This window comes from Shewanella sp. 1311 (assembly GCF_059338235.1).
Genome location: NZ_CM181686.1, coordinates 3430329 through 3448768, shown reverse-complemented (window position 1 = coordinate 3448768; position 18440 = coordinate 3430329). Strand labels below are relative to the sequence as shown.

Sequence of the window (18440 nt, the reverse complement as noted above, 5' to 3'; positions counted from 1 at the left end):
AGCTGTAGGTCTATGCTTATAAGCATCTCAAGCCGCTATTGCATAAAGAAAATTTAAGATGCTGACATTCTTTAGCCAACTTATCAAAAGTCCCATAGGCAGGCACCTTACCTTGTCTATTGTACTTTTTAGCTCTGTTATCACCTTAATCACTACTGCCTATCAGTTGATCAGTGATTATCGCAATGACGTTGTGCGTATCGACAGAGTGTTTTCCAATATGGAAAAGGTGAACTTAGATGTGCTCGCCGCCAGTATTTGGGTGATTGACGAGCGGCTCATTAACACTCAGCTCAATGGCTTAATTCAACTGCCCGATATTAACTATATTTCGATTAAAGATGACAGCGGCCAAGCGTGGAATGCCGGCGTGCAAAAACAAGAGCACTCCTTAGATAAAACCTTTCCTTTAGTTTATAAATCCCCGACCGAGAGTATTAATGTCGGCACACTCGAGATACAAGTCGATGTCGATGCCATCTATCAGCGCTTGTATGATAAAGCCATTATCATTTTGCTCTCTAACGGAATAAAAACCTTCTTAGTTGCTGGATTTATTCTGTTTTTAGTATGGTTCAACATCACCAAACACTTAGATAAACTCAGCCAATACTGTAAAAATATCGACCTAGATCAAGAATACGAGCCTCTGCAATTTGCCCGCCAAGAAAAAATTGATGAGTTCAAACAAGTCGCCGACTCCATCAACAGCATGCAAGTGCAACTGAGAAGCTCCTTTGGCGCCTTAAAGAAATCTAAGACTGAACTGCAAACGGCCTTGGAAGACAGAGAGCGGCTACTCAAACTCGAACGTAGCTATAAAGAAGAACTCGCCAGACAAGTTAAAGAAAGAACCATAGAGTTAGAGCAATCCCTTAGTGCGCTAAAACGGGCGCAGCAGGTGTTAGTTGAGCAAGAAAAAATGGCGGCCTTGGGTGGACTCGTGTCGGGCGTTGCCCACGAGATAAACACCCCGATTGGCATTTGTTTGACGGCGGCGAGTGCGCAGCTCAGCCATATTGAAGAACTGATCGACCTGATCCACAGCGATCAAGCCACTTTAGACGAGATCAATGAGATCCTTAATGAGTATCAAGAAAGCTGCGAACTCATTGTCCGCAATATCACCAAAGCCAGTAGTTTGATCCAAAAGTTCAAAACGATCGCCATCGATCGCAGTCATGAAGAACACCAACCTTGTAACTTAAGTCAGCAACTCCACGAGATTTTAGAGTCGACATTAATTATGCATCCGCATGTCAACGCCGTCACTGAAATCAGCGTAGAGCCCACACTCAATATTCAAACCAATATCAGCTTATTGAATCAGATCGTCAGCAATATTCTGTCGAACGCCTTTACCCATGCTTTCCAAGGACGTGAAGATAATCTCATCCAAATCAGCGCCACTGTGGACGAAGAGTCGATTTTAATTAGCATTCAAAATAATGGCTTAGGAATTCCAGCCGATGTCGCTGAACACATGTTCGAGCCATTTTTCACTACGAATCGGAATAAAGGCGGCACGGGCTTAGGATTATCAGCGGCCTTTAATGCCGCGACACTGTTGAAAGGCACTATGAGTTATCGCGCAGACTCAACACTTGGCGGCCCGCAATTTGATATCAAATTTCCGTACACTCAATGCGAGCCTACGGTCCTCAATGGCCAACAAGATTTTTATATCTAGATATAACGCAGTGGAATGACACAATATTGCAGTGATACTCACCGCTCATACGAGCGGTGAAATCATCAGTAGAAAAACATTAACTGTTTAAAGCGTTTCTTGAGCCTGCAGTGCTAAGCGTGCTAATACTCGGCTTGCCGCCACAAAGCCAAATGTTCCTGTGACCATAGTGACAGCGCCAAAACCTGACGCACAATCCATTCTCATACTGCCATCGGCCGCCGCTTTAGTACCACAAACAGAGCCATCGGCTTGCGGATAAACTAACTGCTCACTGGAAAAAACCGCATCTATCGCAAATCGGCGTTGCACGTTTTTAGAGAAGTTATATTCGCGGCGCAAAATATTGCGCACTTTGGCTAACAAAGGATCTTGGTAAGTTTTAGCGAGATCAGTTAACTGAATTTGAGTCGGATCTGTCTGCCCACCCGCACCGCCTACCGTAACAATCTTGATTTTTTGACGCTTACACCAGGCAATTAACGCAGCCTTTTGCTTAACGGCATCAATACAGTCAATAACATAATCAATGTTGCCGCCCTCTTTAGCCCCGAGCAAATACTCGCCTAGATTATCCAATGTAATAAAATCTTCAATTTCATTCACTTGGCAATCAGGATTAATTTCACGGATCCGCTGCGCCATCACAGCGACTTTAGAGTTGCCGATAGTGGAACTGAGCGCGTGAATTTGACGGTTAGTGTTAGTGACACAGATATCGTCTAAATCCATCAAGCTTATCTGTCCGATGCCGCTTCGCGCTAAGGCCTCTGCCGCCCAAGTACCTACGCCACCAATACCAATCACCACCACGTGGGATGTGGCAAATTTAGCCAGAGCCTTTTGTCCATACAAACGGCCAATTCCGCCAAATCGATTTAGATAGGCCTCAGTCATAAATACTTACCTTATATTACCCAATAACAGCAGGAGCGCTTGCCCTAGCATCGAATGGATGCCAACAGGGGCAGCTTAATAGCAACACCAGAAATGTGCGGTGGATTCTAAACGATCTGGACATAAATCGAAATCAGATCAGCAGACACATAACGCCAGATGCAAAAGGATACGATTGCCAAGCAAGCGTAATAAATGCAAAGACTCATAATGCATGACCGAACAACTCGGTAATCAACATAATAAAAAGCTGCATTTCACTTGTAAAACAATATGTTAAATAAACCGCTCTTTATATGAAACTTGATCCAGATCACACTTTATTACTGAAAGTCTGTGCAGACTTTGCCACACAAAAGCTCAACAGCATGCATAGATACTTAAGTTATCCATGCATATAACAGCGATAAGCACAGGAAAATGAAGATGAAAAAGACTCTGCTGACTACGGCTATTATTTATAGCCTCACACTCTATTCATTCACAGCACACTCGCCGATGGCCCTGAATTCTATGGTCATGCTGATCTTGCTATTACCAACTCAGACACAGGTCACGCAACTCAGAACCAAAAGGACGGCACTGTCCTTGAAAACAACTTCTCATGGTTAGGCGTAAAAGGTTCTGAAGCTGTAAGCCCCTATTTTGACATCATTTATCAAATGGAATTTGGCGTCGAAAACTTTGATAACTCAAACAAGACGTTCAACGCCCGTAATACTTTCCTTGGTATCAGAAGTGCGGCTGGTACTGCCTTAGTGGGCCGTAACGACACTGTATTTAAATCAGCTGAAGGTAGCTTCGATCTCTTCGGCAACACCAACGCCGATATCGACTTGCTGGTTGCAGGCCAAACTCGCTCCGCCGATGGCATTTCTTACTATTCACCTAAAATTGCCGATCTGGTGACGCTTAATGCCACCTATCTGATGAGCGATAACTATGATCAAGTGGATAGCAATGGCGACGAGGTGTACAGCAAAGATCACATGTATGCTCTGAGCGCCACCTTAGGGGATAAAGCCTTTAAAGCACAAAACTACTATGTCGCTGCCGCCTATAGCGATGGTATTGATAATGTCGAAGCCTACCGTGGTGTAGCCCAAGCTAAATTCGGTGATGTTATCTTAGGTGCCTTATATCAACACAGTGAACATGTGGATGATAAGTTTGCCAATCTCTCAGGTGATACCTACTTCGTCAACGCGGCTTACTTAATTGGCGACTTAAAATTGAAGATGATGTACGGCAAAGATGACTCAGGTTTAGGTAAATACGTGAGCCGTTATGTCGGTGACCAAGACAACAGCGGCTTAGAACAAGTCCGTGATGTTGACCTGCAACAGTTCAGTGTGGGTGCCGATTACCGTCTGAGCACTAAGACTATGGTCTATGGTCACTACACGCGCTTCGATGGCGATCTTATGTTGGCTGATGTGAAGCAAGACCTGAATGACAACATCTTTACTGTTGGTTTACGCGTTGATTTTTAAATAGATTAATCAACTAACCACAAGGTTATTTCTTGATAAAAAAGCGGCTCCGGCCGCTTTTTCTGCTTAGATATCGTCCCCAAACACATATCCATAGCCGATATGACAGACTTGCTACAGTATTAGTATATGCTACAGTTACCCTCGCCGACCCACTGTCTAAGGCAATCCGCCTTACCTACCACTTAAGTAGTAAGTGAAAAATACAGTTTTGCACCTTTCAGGTAAATTTGCAGTCAAGGTATAAGGAAATATCCTAGAAATAGCCCGAATATGGACAAGGAGAGCCAAAAACATGATCTGCACCACAGCCTGCGAGTCGTAAAACTGTAAAAATCGGCTGCAACTTTGTTACCGACTCAGGTGACAAATGCGTTAAACCACACAAAAACCATGAAAAATGGAAAAGAACTTAGGTTCGAGGGAGCACAAAACATGAAAAAGACATTCATCTCTGCATCAGTTGCATCAGTATTGGCATTGGCTTCATTCGGTGCGCTAGCCGAAGGCCCAAGCTTCTATGGTCGTTTAGATTTATCTGTTACTAATTCAGATAAAGGCTATACCACACAGAATGGTAAAGAAGGTACTGTACTTGAAAACAACTTTTCTAACCTTGGTGTTAAAGGTAGTGAGAAAATTGCTGACGGCTACGACATTATTTATCAAATGGAGTTTCAAGTAGAAAATACAACTCAAACAAAAGATAAAAGCGGTGATGATGTTGTATTCAAAGCACGTAACACTTTCTTAGGCTTAAAAACCAATGCTGGTTCAGTGTTAGTTGGCCGTAACGATACCGTATTTAAACAATCCGAAGGTGGTATTGATTTATTTGGTAACTTTAACGCTGATATGGATCGTCTATTACCAGCTCAAACACGTAGCGCTGACGGTGTATGGTACTACTCACCAAAAATCGCTCAATTGGTTACTGTAAATGCTACCTACTTAATAGAAGATAACCAAGCCTCTACTGACAGCCAATATGCTTTAAGCGCGACTCTTGGTGATAGCAAATTCAAAGAACAAAACTATTACGCAGCAGTTGCTTATAACAAAGCAATTGACTCTGTAGATGCATACCGATTTGTAGCTCAAGCAAAATTTGGCGACTTTAAAGTAGGTGGCTTACTACAAAATTCTGAAAGTATTCTAGATAACTCTGTTGATGGTAATACCTATTTAGTTAACATTTCTTACAACCTAAACGGTGTAAATCTTAAAGCTGAGTATGGCGTTGATGAAGCTGGTTTCGGTAGTTACTTCAAAAATGCTTCTGGAATCGACCTTAAAAAGACAGCAGCAACTGCTGATGTAAGTGATGTGAGCGTTCAAAACATTACTATTGGTGCAGATTATCGTATTTCTAAATCTACAATGGTTTATGGCCACTATGCTATGTATGAAGGTGATTATAAAACTACTGTAGCTAAAGTGAATTTGGAAGATGATAACATCTTCACTGTAGGCGTACGTTACGACTTCTAATCTCTTAACCAAGATATAATTAAAAACCTACTGTAGCGATACAGTAGGTTTTTTTATGTCTCGAATCGAATAAACGGTCGAGACTCAGGCGATAAAAACAAAAAAACCACCCAAGTAAACTCAGGTGGCTTTCATTTATGTCTTTAATGCTTCAAAACCTTGAGTCCATCAAGGTATTAGATGCTCGGTAATGGCTCGCCGCCGTCACCTAATTCAACACTATCGACACGTTGTAAGCCTCTAGGCAACTTAGCGCCACGACGACCACGTTCACCACGATAATGCTCAAGATCGCTAGGCTTAAGAGTGAGCTTACGCTTACCCGCCCACAAGGTGACTGGCGTATCACTCGGCACTAATTGTAAGTGCGTCATCAGCTCTTCACGATTCTTGGCTCTTTCCGTAGGGATGCCGATAATCTTGTTACCTTTACCCTTAGATAATTGCGGTAAGGCTTCAAGGGAGAACAACAACATTCGACCTTCGTTCGTGATCGCCAAGAGCGACATTTCCTTCGTGCGATCAATCAACTTAGGCGTTAATGACTTAGCGTTTGTCGGCAAACTCAGCAAGGCCTTACCCGCCTTATTGCGCGACACCATATCATTGTACGAGCAAATAAAACCGTAACCCGCGTCAGTTGCCAACAGGTAACATTGGTCTTCCTCACCCATCAATACATGCTGCATGGTTTCGCCAGGCGCCATATTGAAGCGAGTCGTGATAGGCTCACCTTGGCTGCGTGCCGATGGTAAAGTATGACTGTCGGTCGCAAATGCCCGCCCAGACGAATCAATAAACACCGCCGCCTGATTACTACGCCCGATGGCGCTACACAGATATTGGTCGCCAGACTTATAGGAGAGCGATAATGGATCGATATCATGGCCCTTAGCACAACGCACCCAACCTTTCTCAGACAAGACCACTGTCACAGCCTCAGTCGGCGTTAACTCTTGTTCCGTTAAGGCGCGAGACTCGTTGCGCAGCACTATTGGAGAGCGACGATCATCACCGTAGGTTTCGGCATCTTGAATTAATTCTTTCTTGATCAAGGTCTTCAAGCGACGCTCTGAGCCCAATAACTGCTCGAGTTTCTCGCGCTCGGCTTCAAGCTCATTCTGCTCAGCCGTGATCTTAAATTCTTCTAACTTCGCTAAATGACGTAACTTTAACTCGAGGATCGATTCAGCTTGTTTATCACTGAGTGAGAAACGGGCCATTAACTCGGCTTTAGGCTCATCGTGAAAACGAATAATCTCAATCACTTCATCAATGTTGAGGAAAGCGATCATCAAAGCTTCGAGTATGTGTAACCGCGACACGACTTTATCTAAACGGTATTCCAAACGACGTTTAACCGTATCAACGCGGAACTCTAACCACTCAGTTAATAAGGTTTTTAGCCCTTTAACCCGTGGACGGCCATCAAGACCCAACACGTTTAAGTTAACTCTAAAGCTCTTTTCTAAATCCGTGGTAGCAAACAAATGCGCCATTAACTGATCGCAATCGACACGATTTGAGCGCGGCACGACCACCAGCCGCACAGGGTTTTCATGATCCGACTCATCGCGTAAATCGGCCACCATAGGCAATTTCTTCGCCTGCATTTGACCGGCGATTTGCTCTAAAATTTTCCCGCTACTGGCTTGATGCGGCAGCGCAGTAATGATTATTTCACCACCATCGACGGTGTAAACCGCGCGCGCTCTTAATGACCCACGGCCCGATTCATAAATCTTTGCAATATCGGCAGACGGGGTAATGATCTCGGCTTCGGTCGGATAATCAGGCCCAGGTACAAAGGCCATCAATTGCTCGAGATCAAGCTTAGGATCATCAAGCAATGCCACGCAAGCGGAGACTAATTCCCTGACGTTATGCGGCGGAATATCCGTCGCCATGCCCACCGCAATACCGGTAATACCATTAAGTAAAATATGCGGTAAACGTGCCGGCAGTACTTTTGGCTCTTTTAACGTGCCATCAAAGTTAGCGCCCCACTCGACCGTGCCTTGCCCCAGCTCGCTGAGCAGCACTTCGGAGAATTTAGATAAACGCGCTTCGGTGTAACGCATCGCCGCAAATGACTTAGGATCATCGGGCGCCCCCCAGTTACCTTGACCATCGACTAACGGATAGCGATAGGAGAATGGCTGCGCCATCAATACCATAGCCTCATAACAGGCGCTATCGCCGTGGGGATGGTATTTACCCAATACGTCACCGACCGTACGGGCCGACTTTTTATGCTTAGATTGAGCCGATAAACCTAACTCACTCATCGCATAAATAATTCGACGCTGTACCGGTTTAAGCCCATCACCAATGTGTGGCAGGGCTCGGTCCATAATGACGTACATGGAATAGTTCAGATAAGCCTCTTCGGTAAAGCGCCGTAATGGCATTTGCTCTACCCCATCGAGACTTAACTTGATAGCGTCACTCATTTTCTTCTAGTTCCTGTGGTTCTTCAGTACTATCGCCCTTGTAGAACAAGCGATACACGTTACCTTTTAAATCATCTGAGATGTACATAGCACCGTCGGCTGCCGATAACAGCGCAAAGGGACGAGCGACGGGAAATTCACCGTCAAGGAAACTGACAACCGTTTCACGACTCACCACTTTTTGATCTTCAATCTTAAGCATAACCACTTGGTAACCGACTTTACTCGAACGATTCCACGAGCCATTTTCGGCGACAAACAACTGATTATGGTAAATATTTGGAAATTGACTGCCGCGATAAAATGCGAGCCCTGTGGGTGCAACATGGGCTGGCAGTTCATATACTGGCAGCGTAATTTTTAGATTTTTTGGCTTTTCATAGGCAGGCTCAACCACAGTACTGGCATGTAAGTAAGGGAAGCCATAATGACTCCCTATCACATCGACGCGGTTAATCTCATCGGGTGGCAGGTTATCTCCCATCCAATCACGGCCTTGATCGGCAAACCATAATTTTTCGTCAAGCGGCGACCAATCAAACCCACTCGCATCACGTACACCGGCCGCAATCTGCTCACTCGCGCCAGTATCGATATTGATTGCTATGATACTGCTGTAAGGCACTGGCGCTTCACAGACATTACAGGGCGCACCAATAGACACGTATAAGCGACCATCTGGACCAAAATTAATAGACCGAGAACTCTTCTTCTCAGAGTAAGGCAAGTCACTGTAGATTTCTTTGGGTCGACTCGGGCGGCGCAATCTTTGCTCAATATCAACAAAGCGCACTATCTGATTTTCAGTGGCGACATATAAGTCGCCATTGTGAAATGCAATCGCATCGGGTGATTCAAGCCCTTTGGCTATCACGTAGCGCTTATCGACACGACCATCTTGATTGCTATCGACTAAAGCATGAATAGTGCCGCTCTTATGGGAGCCGACAAATAAAGTGCCATTCGCGCCCATCGCCATTTGCTTAGCATCCCCAATATCCGAGGCATATAGCGATAAGCCAAACCCCTTAGCGACGGTAATCATGATCGATTGGGACCCCGCAAAGGCGCTATTGCAGAACAATAACGTTACACTCGCTAGGAGCGTAAAACCGGCAGAAAACACCTTTAAGCAATTATAATTATTAGTTTTAATACACAACATTGTAATTTTCTTTATGCCTATGTTTTATTGTTATCGGCAATATAGTGCACAACATTAAAGTAAAGCCATGTCACCCTTATCTTCAAGCCAGTTTTTACGGTCCGGCGAACGCTTCTTAGCGAGCAACATATCCATCAAAGCATCAGTCTCTTCGATATCATCTATGGTCAACTGTACTAAACGACGGGTGTTCGGATCCATCGTTGTTTCACGAAGTTGTAAAGGATTCATCTCACCCAAGCCTTTAAAGCGGGTGACTTGCACCTTACCCTTTTTGTTCTCAGCAGCAATGCGATCTAAAATCCCCGCTCTTTCGGCCTCATCTAAGGCGTAATACACCTCTTTGCCGATATCGATACGGAACAACGGCGGCATGGCAATATACACATGGCCCTGTTCAACCAAGATACGGTAATGCTTCAAAAATAGCGCGCATAACAAGGTAGCAATGTGCAGTCCGTCCGAGTCGGCATCCGCAAGGATACAAATCTTGCCATAACGTAATTCAGATATATCACTGCTATCGGGATCGCAACCAATTGCGACCGAAATATCATGGACTTCCTGCGAGGCTAATACTTGTGAAGCATCAACTTCCCAGGTGTTTAAGATTTTCCCACGCAGCGGCATGATGGCTTGAAACTCACGATCGCGAGCCTGTTTCGCACTGCCACCCGCAGAATCCCCTTCCACGAGGAATAACTCTCCGCGCATTGGATCTTGGCCACTACAGTCCGTTAGCTTACCCGGCAGTGCAGGCCCTGAAGTCACCTTTTTTCGAGCAACTTTTTTAGCGGCCTTTAACCGACTCTGGGCATTATTAATGCACATTTCGGCTAACGATTCAGCGAGTTCAGTATTTGAGTTCAACCAGAGTGAAAAAGCATCACGCACAACGCCAGACACAAATGCGGCGCATTGACGGCTAGAAAGCTTTTCCTTAGTTTGGCCAGCAAACTGCGGTTCTTGCATCTTCACCGACAATATAAATGCGGCGCGATCCCAAATGTCTTCGGGTGAAAGTTTAATGCCGCGAGGAATTAAGTTTCTGAACTCACAAAATTCGCGCATTGACTCCAATAAGCCTTGGCGGAAACCATTCACATGGGTACCACCGAGCGGAGTCGGAATTAAGTTAACATAACTCTCGCCAATGGATTCACCGCCTTCTGGCAGCCAAGTAATCGCCCAATCAGCGGCTTCTAGCTGGCCCTTAAAACAGCCGACAAACGGCTCATCTGGCAACCTTAAATTGTCGCCAATCGCCGCCTTCAAATAATCAGTTAGGCCGCTTTCATAGAACCATTCATGGACTTCGTTTGTCTGTTTGTTGGTGAATTTGATCCGTAAACCAGGGCACAGTACCGCTTTAGCCCGCAGCAGATAAATCAGTTTTGAATTAGAAAAGTTAGCAGAATCAAAATAGCTGGCGTCGGGCCAAAAATGCACTCGGGTCCCAGTATTGCGACGACCACAAGTTCCCGTTGGGCGTAACTCTTCAACCTTAAAGCCATTTTCAAATGCGATATCATACACTTGACCATCACGGCGAACTGTTACTTCGACACGGCGCGACAGCGCGTTAACGACCGAAATCCCCACACCATGCAAACCGCCAGAGAACTGGTAGTTTTTATTCGAAAATTTACCGCCGGCATGCAATTTGGTTAGGATTAACTCGACCCCAGGAATGCCTTCTTCTGGGTGGATATCCACCGGCATACCACGGCCATCATCGGTGACTTCGAGGGAGTTATCTGTATGTAGAACAACTTCAATTTTGGTCGCGTGACCCGCCAATGCTTCATCGACACTGTTATCTATGACCTCTTGGCCCAAATGATTTGGTCTGGAGGTGTCGGTATACATACCTGGACGGCGTTTAACAGGATCGAGTCCGTTGAGAACTTCAATGGCGTCAGAGGTGTATTGATTCGTCATAGGGCACGCTATAAGTTATTGTATCCTGCCATGTTGCGGCTCGGCATGTCAGTTTGTCAAGGTAAGTGTAAAAATTGGCTTACAGTTTGCAGATGCGATTCGTAGCCAACAAAACTGTGATCGCCTCCCGCTTCAATTCGCAATTGGCAGTGATGGTACTTATTGAGCGCTTCGCGATAATCCAGCACTTCATCACCCGTCTGCAATAATACCAAAAAATGATCCGGATTGCGGATAACAGCCGTATTAAATTCAGCAACTTCCCGCTTATGCTCGGGCACGACAAGATAATGCTGTTCGGTATAGGGATTAAATTGCGGCCCCATAAACTCATCAAACAATTCAAAGGGTTTTACCGCTGGATTGACTAACACAGCCTTGCCGCCATAGGTTTCGGCTAAATAGCTGGCAAAATATCCGCCTAAGGATGAGCCTATGTAAGTTAATGGCTCATTGGCATCGACAGCCGCCTCAACATAAGTGGTTAACAGTGCCATGGCAGCCTTGGGCGTATTGGGTAATTGCGGCTGATAAAAGGTCACACTCGGGTGATACTGCGCCATGTACTCAGCCGTCATCACAGCTTTATCTGAAAAAGGTGAGCTATTAAATCCGTGAATATAAAGCAGCATATTTCCTCAGGCTGCGGTTATTCGCGTTAATAACCGCTAGAGTTGTTGTCGGGGGAAAAATGGTTACCCGGTACGCGATACACTTTAGTGTTGATGCTACCATCGGCTTTCAACTCCAGCAAACGATAACCCGGTTGGACGCTATCCAAAGCAAAATAAGGCGATAACGGCTTAAATTGAATACAAGTGGAAGGTGTCGCCATTAGCTGCATGCTGCCATGAGGGCCATTATGATGGGTATCGATACATTGGTGTACATGACCCCAGAGTAATCCTTTGACCTGCGGATACTTTGCTACTCGCGCAATAAATTCGGCGCCATTGTCCATGCAGTGTTGATCCAGCCAAGTGCAATTCACGACAATAGGATTGTGGTGCATCACCAATAAAGTGTGACATTCGGGATGTGCGGCAATGGCTTTATCAATTAATTCAAACTGAGTCTCGGCCATATTGCCGCCGGGCTTTCCCCGCACGGTTGAATCCAACATGAGAATTTGCCAGTTTCCGGCCAGAATACGCTGCTGTCCATAAATCTGTTCACCCTGCATGTGCAGATACATAATCCGCGGATCATCATGATTTCCAGGAAGATAATGACAAGGTAAACCAACAGGCGTGACGGCTTTCACGAATTGCTGATAGGACTCAGCCGAGTAGTCTTGACTTAAGTCACCCGTGGCAAGCATCAAATGAGCGGGATAGTCCACAGCTCTAATTGTATTTAATACGGCATCAAAACTCTTGCCAGTATTGACTCCTAATAGCTGAGCTTCAGGATCAGCAAAAAGATGCGGATCTGTGACTTGCACGATACGCACGCTTTCCCCTTCAGCTATGGAGTAAGAGACAGCCTCTTTCAGCACATTGAATACCCAATTCTAAGACTGGCACACGACACTATGGTGGTAACCAATCTTTAATAACTCTTCCAGGAATGCATTCACCTGGTACTTTTCATCACTTTGATACATACGGACATTGGGATAATCATACACTGGGCGTAATTGGTAAATCTGTTGACCAGTTAACACTTCTGCTAATTTAGCATCGTGATAAATTCTCACTAACACCTTGGGAGTATTGACAAACTCCTTGATTGCGATGGGACGAGATATCTCAACTAATTGAGTATATTTGGTATTTTCTAAAATTCGTACTACTAATATACCAAACTCACCTTCGAGTCGCCATGACTCACCGATAGCTATCTCTAACGGTAACCATTTCAACATGTAACCATAATTTCGCCCGCACAGTGCTAAAAAGTCACTGACGTTAGGTTTATAGCGCTGTTTTAGACTCGAAGTAGCCAAATTCATCCCAACTTAAACCAGTTGTTGATAGTTTAATTGTAACCATTGTAATCCAATGACGGTCGACGCATTATCGATCTCGCCCGCAACCACACTATTATAAGCTTGCTCGCGGCTCATGACATGCAATCGAATATCTTCGTGCTCTTCTGCTAATCCATGTAATCCACGGGCGTCGTTCGAATCGACATCGGCCCAATAGAAATAGAAACGTTCTGTGCTGCCACCTGGGCTGGCAAGATAACTATTCACGCTGTGTATTTGCTTAGCAACTAAGCCGGTTTCTTCCATTAATTCGCGGTGCGCAACGTCCAGAGGCGTTTCTTCGGGCGCAATCATACCCGCGACCAACTCGAGAAGCCAAGGAGATTTAGTGGTTGCTAATGCAGGAAAGCGCACCTGTTCGATGAGTACCACTTTATCTTGTCTGGCATCATAGGGCAGAACGACGACTGCATGACCCCGTTCAAACACTTCGCGGGTAACAGGTTTGCTCCAGCCGCCAGCGAATAATTTATGTTTGAAAGTGTATTCGTCCATTGAGAAAAATCCTTGGTATAGGGATTTTTTTTCTAAGATCTCAATATCCGTTTGCGAAAAAACAGGGGGTTTCATACTCTATCCTTAAAAGTTGAATTTGCGCCTATAATCAAGGCAATTTGAGCACATTTTTAAAATAAAATCTGTTACACTTCGAATTTGACTTGAAAGTGTCAGAGTTCTTAGACTCTAGGTCATTAAGTTTTAGCTGTATCGGGAAGCGTCGGGAAGCGCAAACCGCCTTGGTAAAGGCATTACTTAGTCTAAACGAAGTTAAAATATTCCTCCGTGGGGGGATTTTGTCTAATAAGGACAGCAAATGAAATTTAAGATCCATAATTTATGCGCAGCATTAACACTTGCGGCCTCCGCTTCAGCGGTGCAAGCAGATGATTTGTTGCAAATTTATCAACAAGCACTGACCAGCGACCCGCTCGTATTGCAAGCCCAAGCCCAGCGTAATGGTTTGTTTGAACAAATTGAACAAAACCGTGCACCGCTGTTGCCAACCATTAGTGCAAACGTCGGTTACGACAAAGCTTGGAATGATCCGAAGGATGATTCAAGCGGTCTAGTGGGTAGCCTGAAATTAAATCAAGTTATCTATGATCACAGTGCTTGGGTCGGTTTAAGCCTTGCTGAGAAAGCCGCTTCTCAAGCTGATTCTGCCTATGCTTCAGCATTACAAAACCTGATTACTCGTATCACTACAGCCTATTTCAACGTATTAACGGCGAAAGACAACTACGAGTTCCAAGGTGCAGAAAAACGCGCGATCGAACGTCAACTTGAACAAACTAAACAACGTTTTGCTGTGGGTTTAACCGCAATTACCGATGTGCATGAAGCCCAAGCTCAATATGACTTAGCCTCAGCCACTGAAATTTTAGCTGAAAACACACTCGCTAATAGCTATGAAGCCTTACGTGAAATCACTGGCATCGATCACAAGACAATCAACGTGTTAGATACCAACCGTTTCTCGGCCGTTACGCCAGCGCCAACGTCGTCAAACGAATGGTTAAAGATTGCTGAAACCAATAGCGTCGATTTGATGACTCAACGTATCGGTAAAGATATTGCTCAAGAAACCATTAAGCTTTATCAAGCAGGCCACATGCCTTCTTTAAGCTTGAATGCAGGTTACAACAAAGGTCTTGAGCAAAAAACCGGTAATATCAATGAGCCTGACTTCGATAACGTCAGTGTCGGTGTCAACTTAAGCATTCCGATTTTCGAAGGCTTTAAAGTGAGCTCACAAGTTAATCAAGCGCAATTTCAATATGTTGAAGCGAGTGAAAAACTTGAGCAAACTTACCGTGGTGTTGTGAAAAACGTCCGCAATAACTACAACAACGTAGGCGCTTCTATCAGCTCAATCAAAGCCTATGAACAGTCAGTTATTTCATCAGAAAGTGCATTGAAAGCCACTCAAGCGGGTTTCGAAGTGGGAACTCGTACTATCGTTGACGTACTGAACCGTACTCGTGACTTGTACGATTCAAAACGTAAATTATCCGATGCACGTTATAGCTACATCAACTCGGTCATTGCCTTGAAGCAAGCAGCGGGTACATTGAATGAAGATGACGTAATTGCCATCAACAATGGCTTAATTGCAGAGTAATCTCACTCTCGGTTCTCAGCTAAAAAAGTTGTCAGATAAAAAACCGCCGATAGGCGGTTTTTTTATACTCAAACACTAAATCAACAGATTAGAAGTTGATTTCAACACCTGCGAAGTAACCTTTAAATTTAGTATCGGCACTCACACCCGAGAAGTTACTCACGTCGAATAAAAACTCACGGTAGCCTACACGTACACGGGTATCGACGGCTAAACCATCGAATTGCCAACCTAAACCAATCGCATAATCGTGAACGCTTGATTCATTTACGCCCTGCATTAAATCAGCAAAACCGTACAAGCCTAAGCCAGGCATACCCACATGTGTACTGGCATAACCCATCACAATGCCGCTATCGACATCTATCTCTTCAGGGTGACCAGGGTCTTGCACGCGCAGTGAGCCATTCATTAACTTGTAAGCCGCACCGAGATCTAATGACACTATGTCGTTATCCAATATTTCGTAATAAAGCACGAAATCTGTGTTGCTCAAATCAGTATAAGTAGTCACATTACCTTTAAAATCATGACCATTGAAGTTGAAATCAGCATCAGACATGCTGCCTTTTTGATCTAAGCTATTTTCACGGATTTTAATATTTGGGACAAATGGCAAAGGATGTTCAACCGCAATCCAATAGCTACCTTGAGCCGATGAACTGTAATCAAATGATTGTTGTGGTTGACCTTTATCAGCAAAAGTACCGCTAGTATCGGCGCGCCAGTAGTCACCGCCAATTGTGAAACCGACCACAGTCGCCGCTTGGGCTGAAGTGGCCATGCATAATCCTAATACCGCACTGGCGAGGAGAGTTTTTTTCATAATTAACCTTGAGATAGCAAGTTCGTTAAATCAATCACCGCGGCATTTGCACGGGATACATAGTTAGCCATAACCAATGAATGATTAGCGACTAAGCCAAAACCGCTGCCATTAAGTACAACAGGGCTCCAGACAGTTTGCTGAGTGGCTTCTAGCTCACGAATGATCTGTCTTAAGCTCACTTCAGCATTTTTCTTCTTTAAGACATCGGCAAAATCGACTTCCACGGCGCGCATAAAGTTCAGTAAGGCCCAAGAAGCACCACGGCTCTCATAAAAAACGTCATCAATCTTCCACCAGCTGGTTTTCACCTGATGGCTTGCCAAGTTAGGCGTAGATTGACGCGCCGCATTATCGCCGGCTAAATCGGTATTTAAACGCTCTTGGCCAACACTGGCCGATAAACGTTGTGACATGCTGCCCAGACGCTTCTGCACTTCTTTCAACCATTCATTGAGGTTGTCGGCGCGAGCATAAAACTGTGCATCTTGATTGTTAGGGTCCATTATGCGAGCACGGTAAAGCTTCAGCAATTTAATGGCATCGCGGTATTCGCTTTCGGCACTTGGCACTAACCAGCTCGTGTGATCAATATTGAGCTTAGACTGGGCTTCGCCTAAATCTTTATCCGCTGCAGATTGAGACTGTGAGCGACTAAACTCTTTACGCATAATCAAGGCTAAATCGCGGGCTTGTTCTAATGCGCCGTATTCAAATGCGGGCATGTTATCCATAAAGATGGAAGGTGGCATCACATCGTTTGATAACCAACCGCCTTGCTTATCCAGTAATGTTTCGACCGTGAGGATCAGCGAAGTGGTGGTTGCGTATCCGACCACATTTTTATCGGTAGCCGTCAATTGTTGAGGATTGATAGGATCGGGCTCGATACTCCACCACACACTCAGGCCATAACCGATTAATACTAAAAATAAACCGACACCGGTAACTTTTTTCCATGTAATTTGCATCAAGCGACTCCTTAATGATGGTGATGATGCTCTTGCTCTGCGGCGTTTTCTGCTTCTTTACTAACAGGCAGTGTAATCGCCATTTTCTCGCCATCGTCAAACTCTAATTGCAGTTCAACTTGCTGCTCTAACACCAATGGCGCTTTTAAACCTAGCAACATGACGTGATCCCCTGACGGCGTTAACGTTAATGCGCCATGGGATGGGATATCAAAACCTTCAACATGGCGCATCTTCACCATGCCTTGATCTTCGATAATAGTATGTAATTGGGCATCCTTTGCCACTGTAGTACTGACGCCGATAAGACGAACCGCTTTATCTGTGTGGTTTTCAAGCGTAAAGTAGGCGGCAGTATTTGGTACTGTCTCAGGCATGGCGCGTACATGACCTTCGGTCACTATCACGCTTGCCAACGCTGAAAATGATGCACAAGATAAAACTAGACAATTAAACAGCTGTTTGAATATTGGTTTCAATGTCTTAAACTCCATGTCTACCCAATGTCGTCGTAAAGGAAACAACCCATGAGTCATATACAGGTTCAGGATGATCAGGGCGTACGTATTATCAGCTTTAATCGCCCCGATAAACGCAATGCACTTGATCTTAATATGTATAAACAACTGACAGAATACCTGATCGAAGGTGAAGCAGACAACGACATTCGTGCCTTTATGCTCCATGGCCAAGATAATTGCTTCACCTCAGGCAATGATGTTGCAGACTTTTTGAAAAATAGTGACTTAGGGCCAAATCACCCCGCTGTACGTTTCTTATTTTGCCTGCTGGAACTCAAAAAACCGCTGGTTGCCGCCGTTTCTGGCGCCGCCGTCGGCATTGGAACAACCGTACTACTGCATTGCGATCTGGTATATGCCGATAACACGGCGAAGTTTCAGCTGCCCTTCGTCAACTTAGCACTGGTGCCAGAAGCGGGGGCCAGCCTACTGTTACCTGAACTAGTGGGTTATCAAAAAGCGGCAGAGCTATTGCTACTCGGCGAAAGTTTTAATGCCGAGACGGCCCACAGACTCAATATGATCAACGAAATTGTGGCCCATGAAGACCTACTCAGTTATGCATTGTCTCAGGCTAAAAAGTTGGCAAATCAACCGCCACAAGCCCTACAAATCACACGTCAATTAATGCGTCCGCATAAAAATCGTGTACAACACCAAATGCATCAAGAATTAGAACAATTTAGCGCTAGGCTAAAAAGTGATGAGGCCAAGAGCAGATTTCAGGCTTTTTTGAAGAAGTAGTCTGCAAGCAGTATGCACATACATTTCGCATGAGGGTCAAAGTGCCCTCTTGTTGATAGGTTTAACACCCTATTTTTTAAAATATTCTTTCAATTTTTCAATCAAGACAAGCCTCAAATATAAGTCATCACTG

General features: G+C 44.8%; 15 protein-coding genes and 1 pseudogene. 5 read left to right on the top strand and 11 right to left on the bottom strand.

From position 1 onward, the window contains the following. Positions 1-58 precede the first annotated feature (58 nt). Complete coding sequence (locus tag AC5YB3_RS15460) at positions 59-1690, top strand: ATP-binding protein (RefSeq protein WP_494525659.1); 1632 nt, start codon at positions 59-61, stop codon at positions 1688-1690. A gap of 87 nt (positions 1691-1777) precedes the next feature. On the opposite strand, the gene tcdA is transcribed toward AC5YB3_RS15460, so the two are convergent. Further along, a complete protein-coding gene (gene tcdA / locus AC5YB3_RS15455; RefSeq protein ID WP_347672934.1) occupies positions 1778-2587 on the bottom strand; it encodes a tRNA cyclic N6-threonylcarbamoyladenosine(37) synthase TcdA in 810 nt (269 codons plus the stop codon). A 426-nt stretch (positions 2588-3013) separates the two neighbouring features. On the opposite strand from tcdA, the pseudogene AC5YB3_RS15450 reads away from it, so the two are divergent. Both AC5YB3_RS15450 and AC5YB3_RS15445 read left to right on the top strand, forming a co-directional pair. Beyond that, positions 3014-4080, top strand: a pseudogene (locus tag AC5YB3_RS15450) (porin). 435 nt (positions 4081-4515) lie between these two features. Further along, positions 4516-5571, top strand: coding sequence for a porin (locus tag AC5YB3_RS15445; RefSeq protein WP_006083019.1), 1056 nt, complete (start codon positions 4516-4518; stop codon positions 5569-5571). A 176-nt stretch (positions 5572-5747) separates the two neighbouring features. Here the strand turns inward: AC5YB3_RS15445 and parC are convergent, their stop codons facing one another. From parC to nudF, 7 genes are read right to left on the bottom strand one after another with little or no spacing between them, the layout of a single operon-like run. Beyond that, the gene (gene parC, locus AC5YB3_RS15440; RefSeq protein ID WP_012586831.1) at positions 5748-8024 is read right to left on the bottom strand and encodes a DNA topoisomerase IV subunit A; all 2277 of its coding nucleotides are present in this window, start codon (positions 8022-8024) and stop codon (positions 5748-5750) included. Continuing rightward, complete coding sequence (locus tag AC5YB3_RS15435) at positions 8017-9189, bottom strand: PQQ-dependent sugar dehydrogenase (protein ID WP_006083021.1); 1173 nt, start codon at positions 9187-9189, stop codon at positions 8017-8019. The genes parC and AC5YB3_RS15435 overlap by 8 nt, the downstream gene beginning before the upstream one ends. Before the next feature lie 54 nt (positions 9190-9243). After that, positions 9244-11130 (bottom strand): DNA topoisomerase IV subunit B, encoded by a 1887-nt coding sequence (gene parE / locus AC5YB3_RS15430; protein ID WP_006083022.1) that lies wholly within the window; start codon positions 11128-11130, stop codon positions 9244-9246. A 56-nt stretch (positions 11131-11186) separates the two neighbouring features. After that, positions 11187-11762, bottom strand: a complete 576-nt coding sequence (locus tag AC5YB3_RS15425) for a YqiA/YcfP family alpha/beta fold hydrolase (protein ID WP_494525658.1) — start codon at positions 11760-11762, stop codon at positions 11187-11189. Positions 11763-11788: 26 nt separating this feature from the next. Continuing rightward, positions 11789-12628 carry a 3',5'-cyclic-AMP phosphodiesterase gene (cpdA, locus tag AC5YB3_RS15420; protein WP_494525657.1) on the bottom strand — a complete coding sequence of 280 codons (840 nt, stop codon included), beginning with the start codon at positions 12626-12628 and terminating at the stop codon, positions 11789-11791. Positions 12629-12643: 15 nt separating this feature from the next. After that, a complete protein-coding gene (locus AC5YB3_RS15415) occupies positions 12644-13084 on the bottom strand; it encodes a DUF1249 domain-containing protein (protein WP_006083025.1) in 441 nt (146 codons plus the stop codon). A gap of 6 nt (positions 13085-13090) precedes the next feature. Beyond that, a complete protein-coding gene (gene nudF / locus AC5YB3_RS15410) occupies positions 13091-13693 on the bottom strand; it encodes an ADP-ribose diphosphatase (protein WP_494525656.1) in 603 nt (200 codons plus the stop codon). Positions 13694-13937: 244 nt separating this feature from the next. Between nudF and tolC the strand changes: the two genes are divergently transcribed. Further along, positions 13938-15245 carry an outer membrane channel protein TolC gene (gene tolC, locus AC5YB3_RS15405; protein ID WP_494525655.1) on the top strand — a complete coding sequence of 436 codons (1308 nt, stop codon included), beginning with the start codon at positions 13938-13940 and terminating at the stop codon, positions 15243-15245. Between the two features lie 88 nt (positions 15246-15333). On the opposite strand, the gene AC5YB3_RS15400 is transcribed toward tolC, so the two are convergent. From AC5YB3_RS15400 to AC5YB3_RS15390, 3 genes are read right to left on the bottom strand one after another with little or no spacing between them, the layout of a single operon-like run. Further along, positions 15334-16071 carry a TIGR04219 family outer membrane beta-barrel protein gene (locus tag AC5YB3_RS15400; protein WP_494525654.1) on the bottom strand — a complete coding sequence of 246 codons (738 nt, stop codon included), beginning with the start codon at positions 16069-16071 and terminating at the stop codon, positions 15334-15336. A 2-nt stretch (positions 16072-16073) separates the two neighbouring features. After that, the gene (locus tag AC5YB3_RS15395; RefSeq protein WP_494525653.1) at positions 16074-17042 is read right to left on the bottom strand and encodes a DUF2333 family protein; all 969 of its coding nucleotides are present in this window, start codon (positions 17040-17042) and stop codon (positions 16074-16076) included. Positions 17043-17053: 11 nt separating this feature from the next. Beyond that, positions 17054-17536 (bottom strand): copper chaperone PCu(A)C, encoded by a 483-nt coding sequence (locus AC5YB3_RS15390; protein ID WP_006083030.1) that lies wholly within the window; start codon positions 17534-17536, stop codon positions 17054-17056. A gap of 33 nt (positions 17537-17569) precedes the next feature. Here AC5YB3_RS15390 and AC5YB3_RS15385 point away from each other — a divergent pair, with 33 nt between their 5' ends. Beyond that, complete coding sequence (locus tag AC5YB3_RS15385) at positions 17570-18307, top strand: enoyl-CoA hydratase (RefSeq protein ID WP_006083031.1); 738 nt, start codon at positions 17570-17572, stop codon at positions 18305-18307. The last annotated feature ends 133 nt before the right edge of the window (positions 18308-18440 follow it).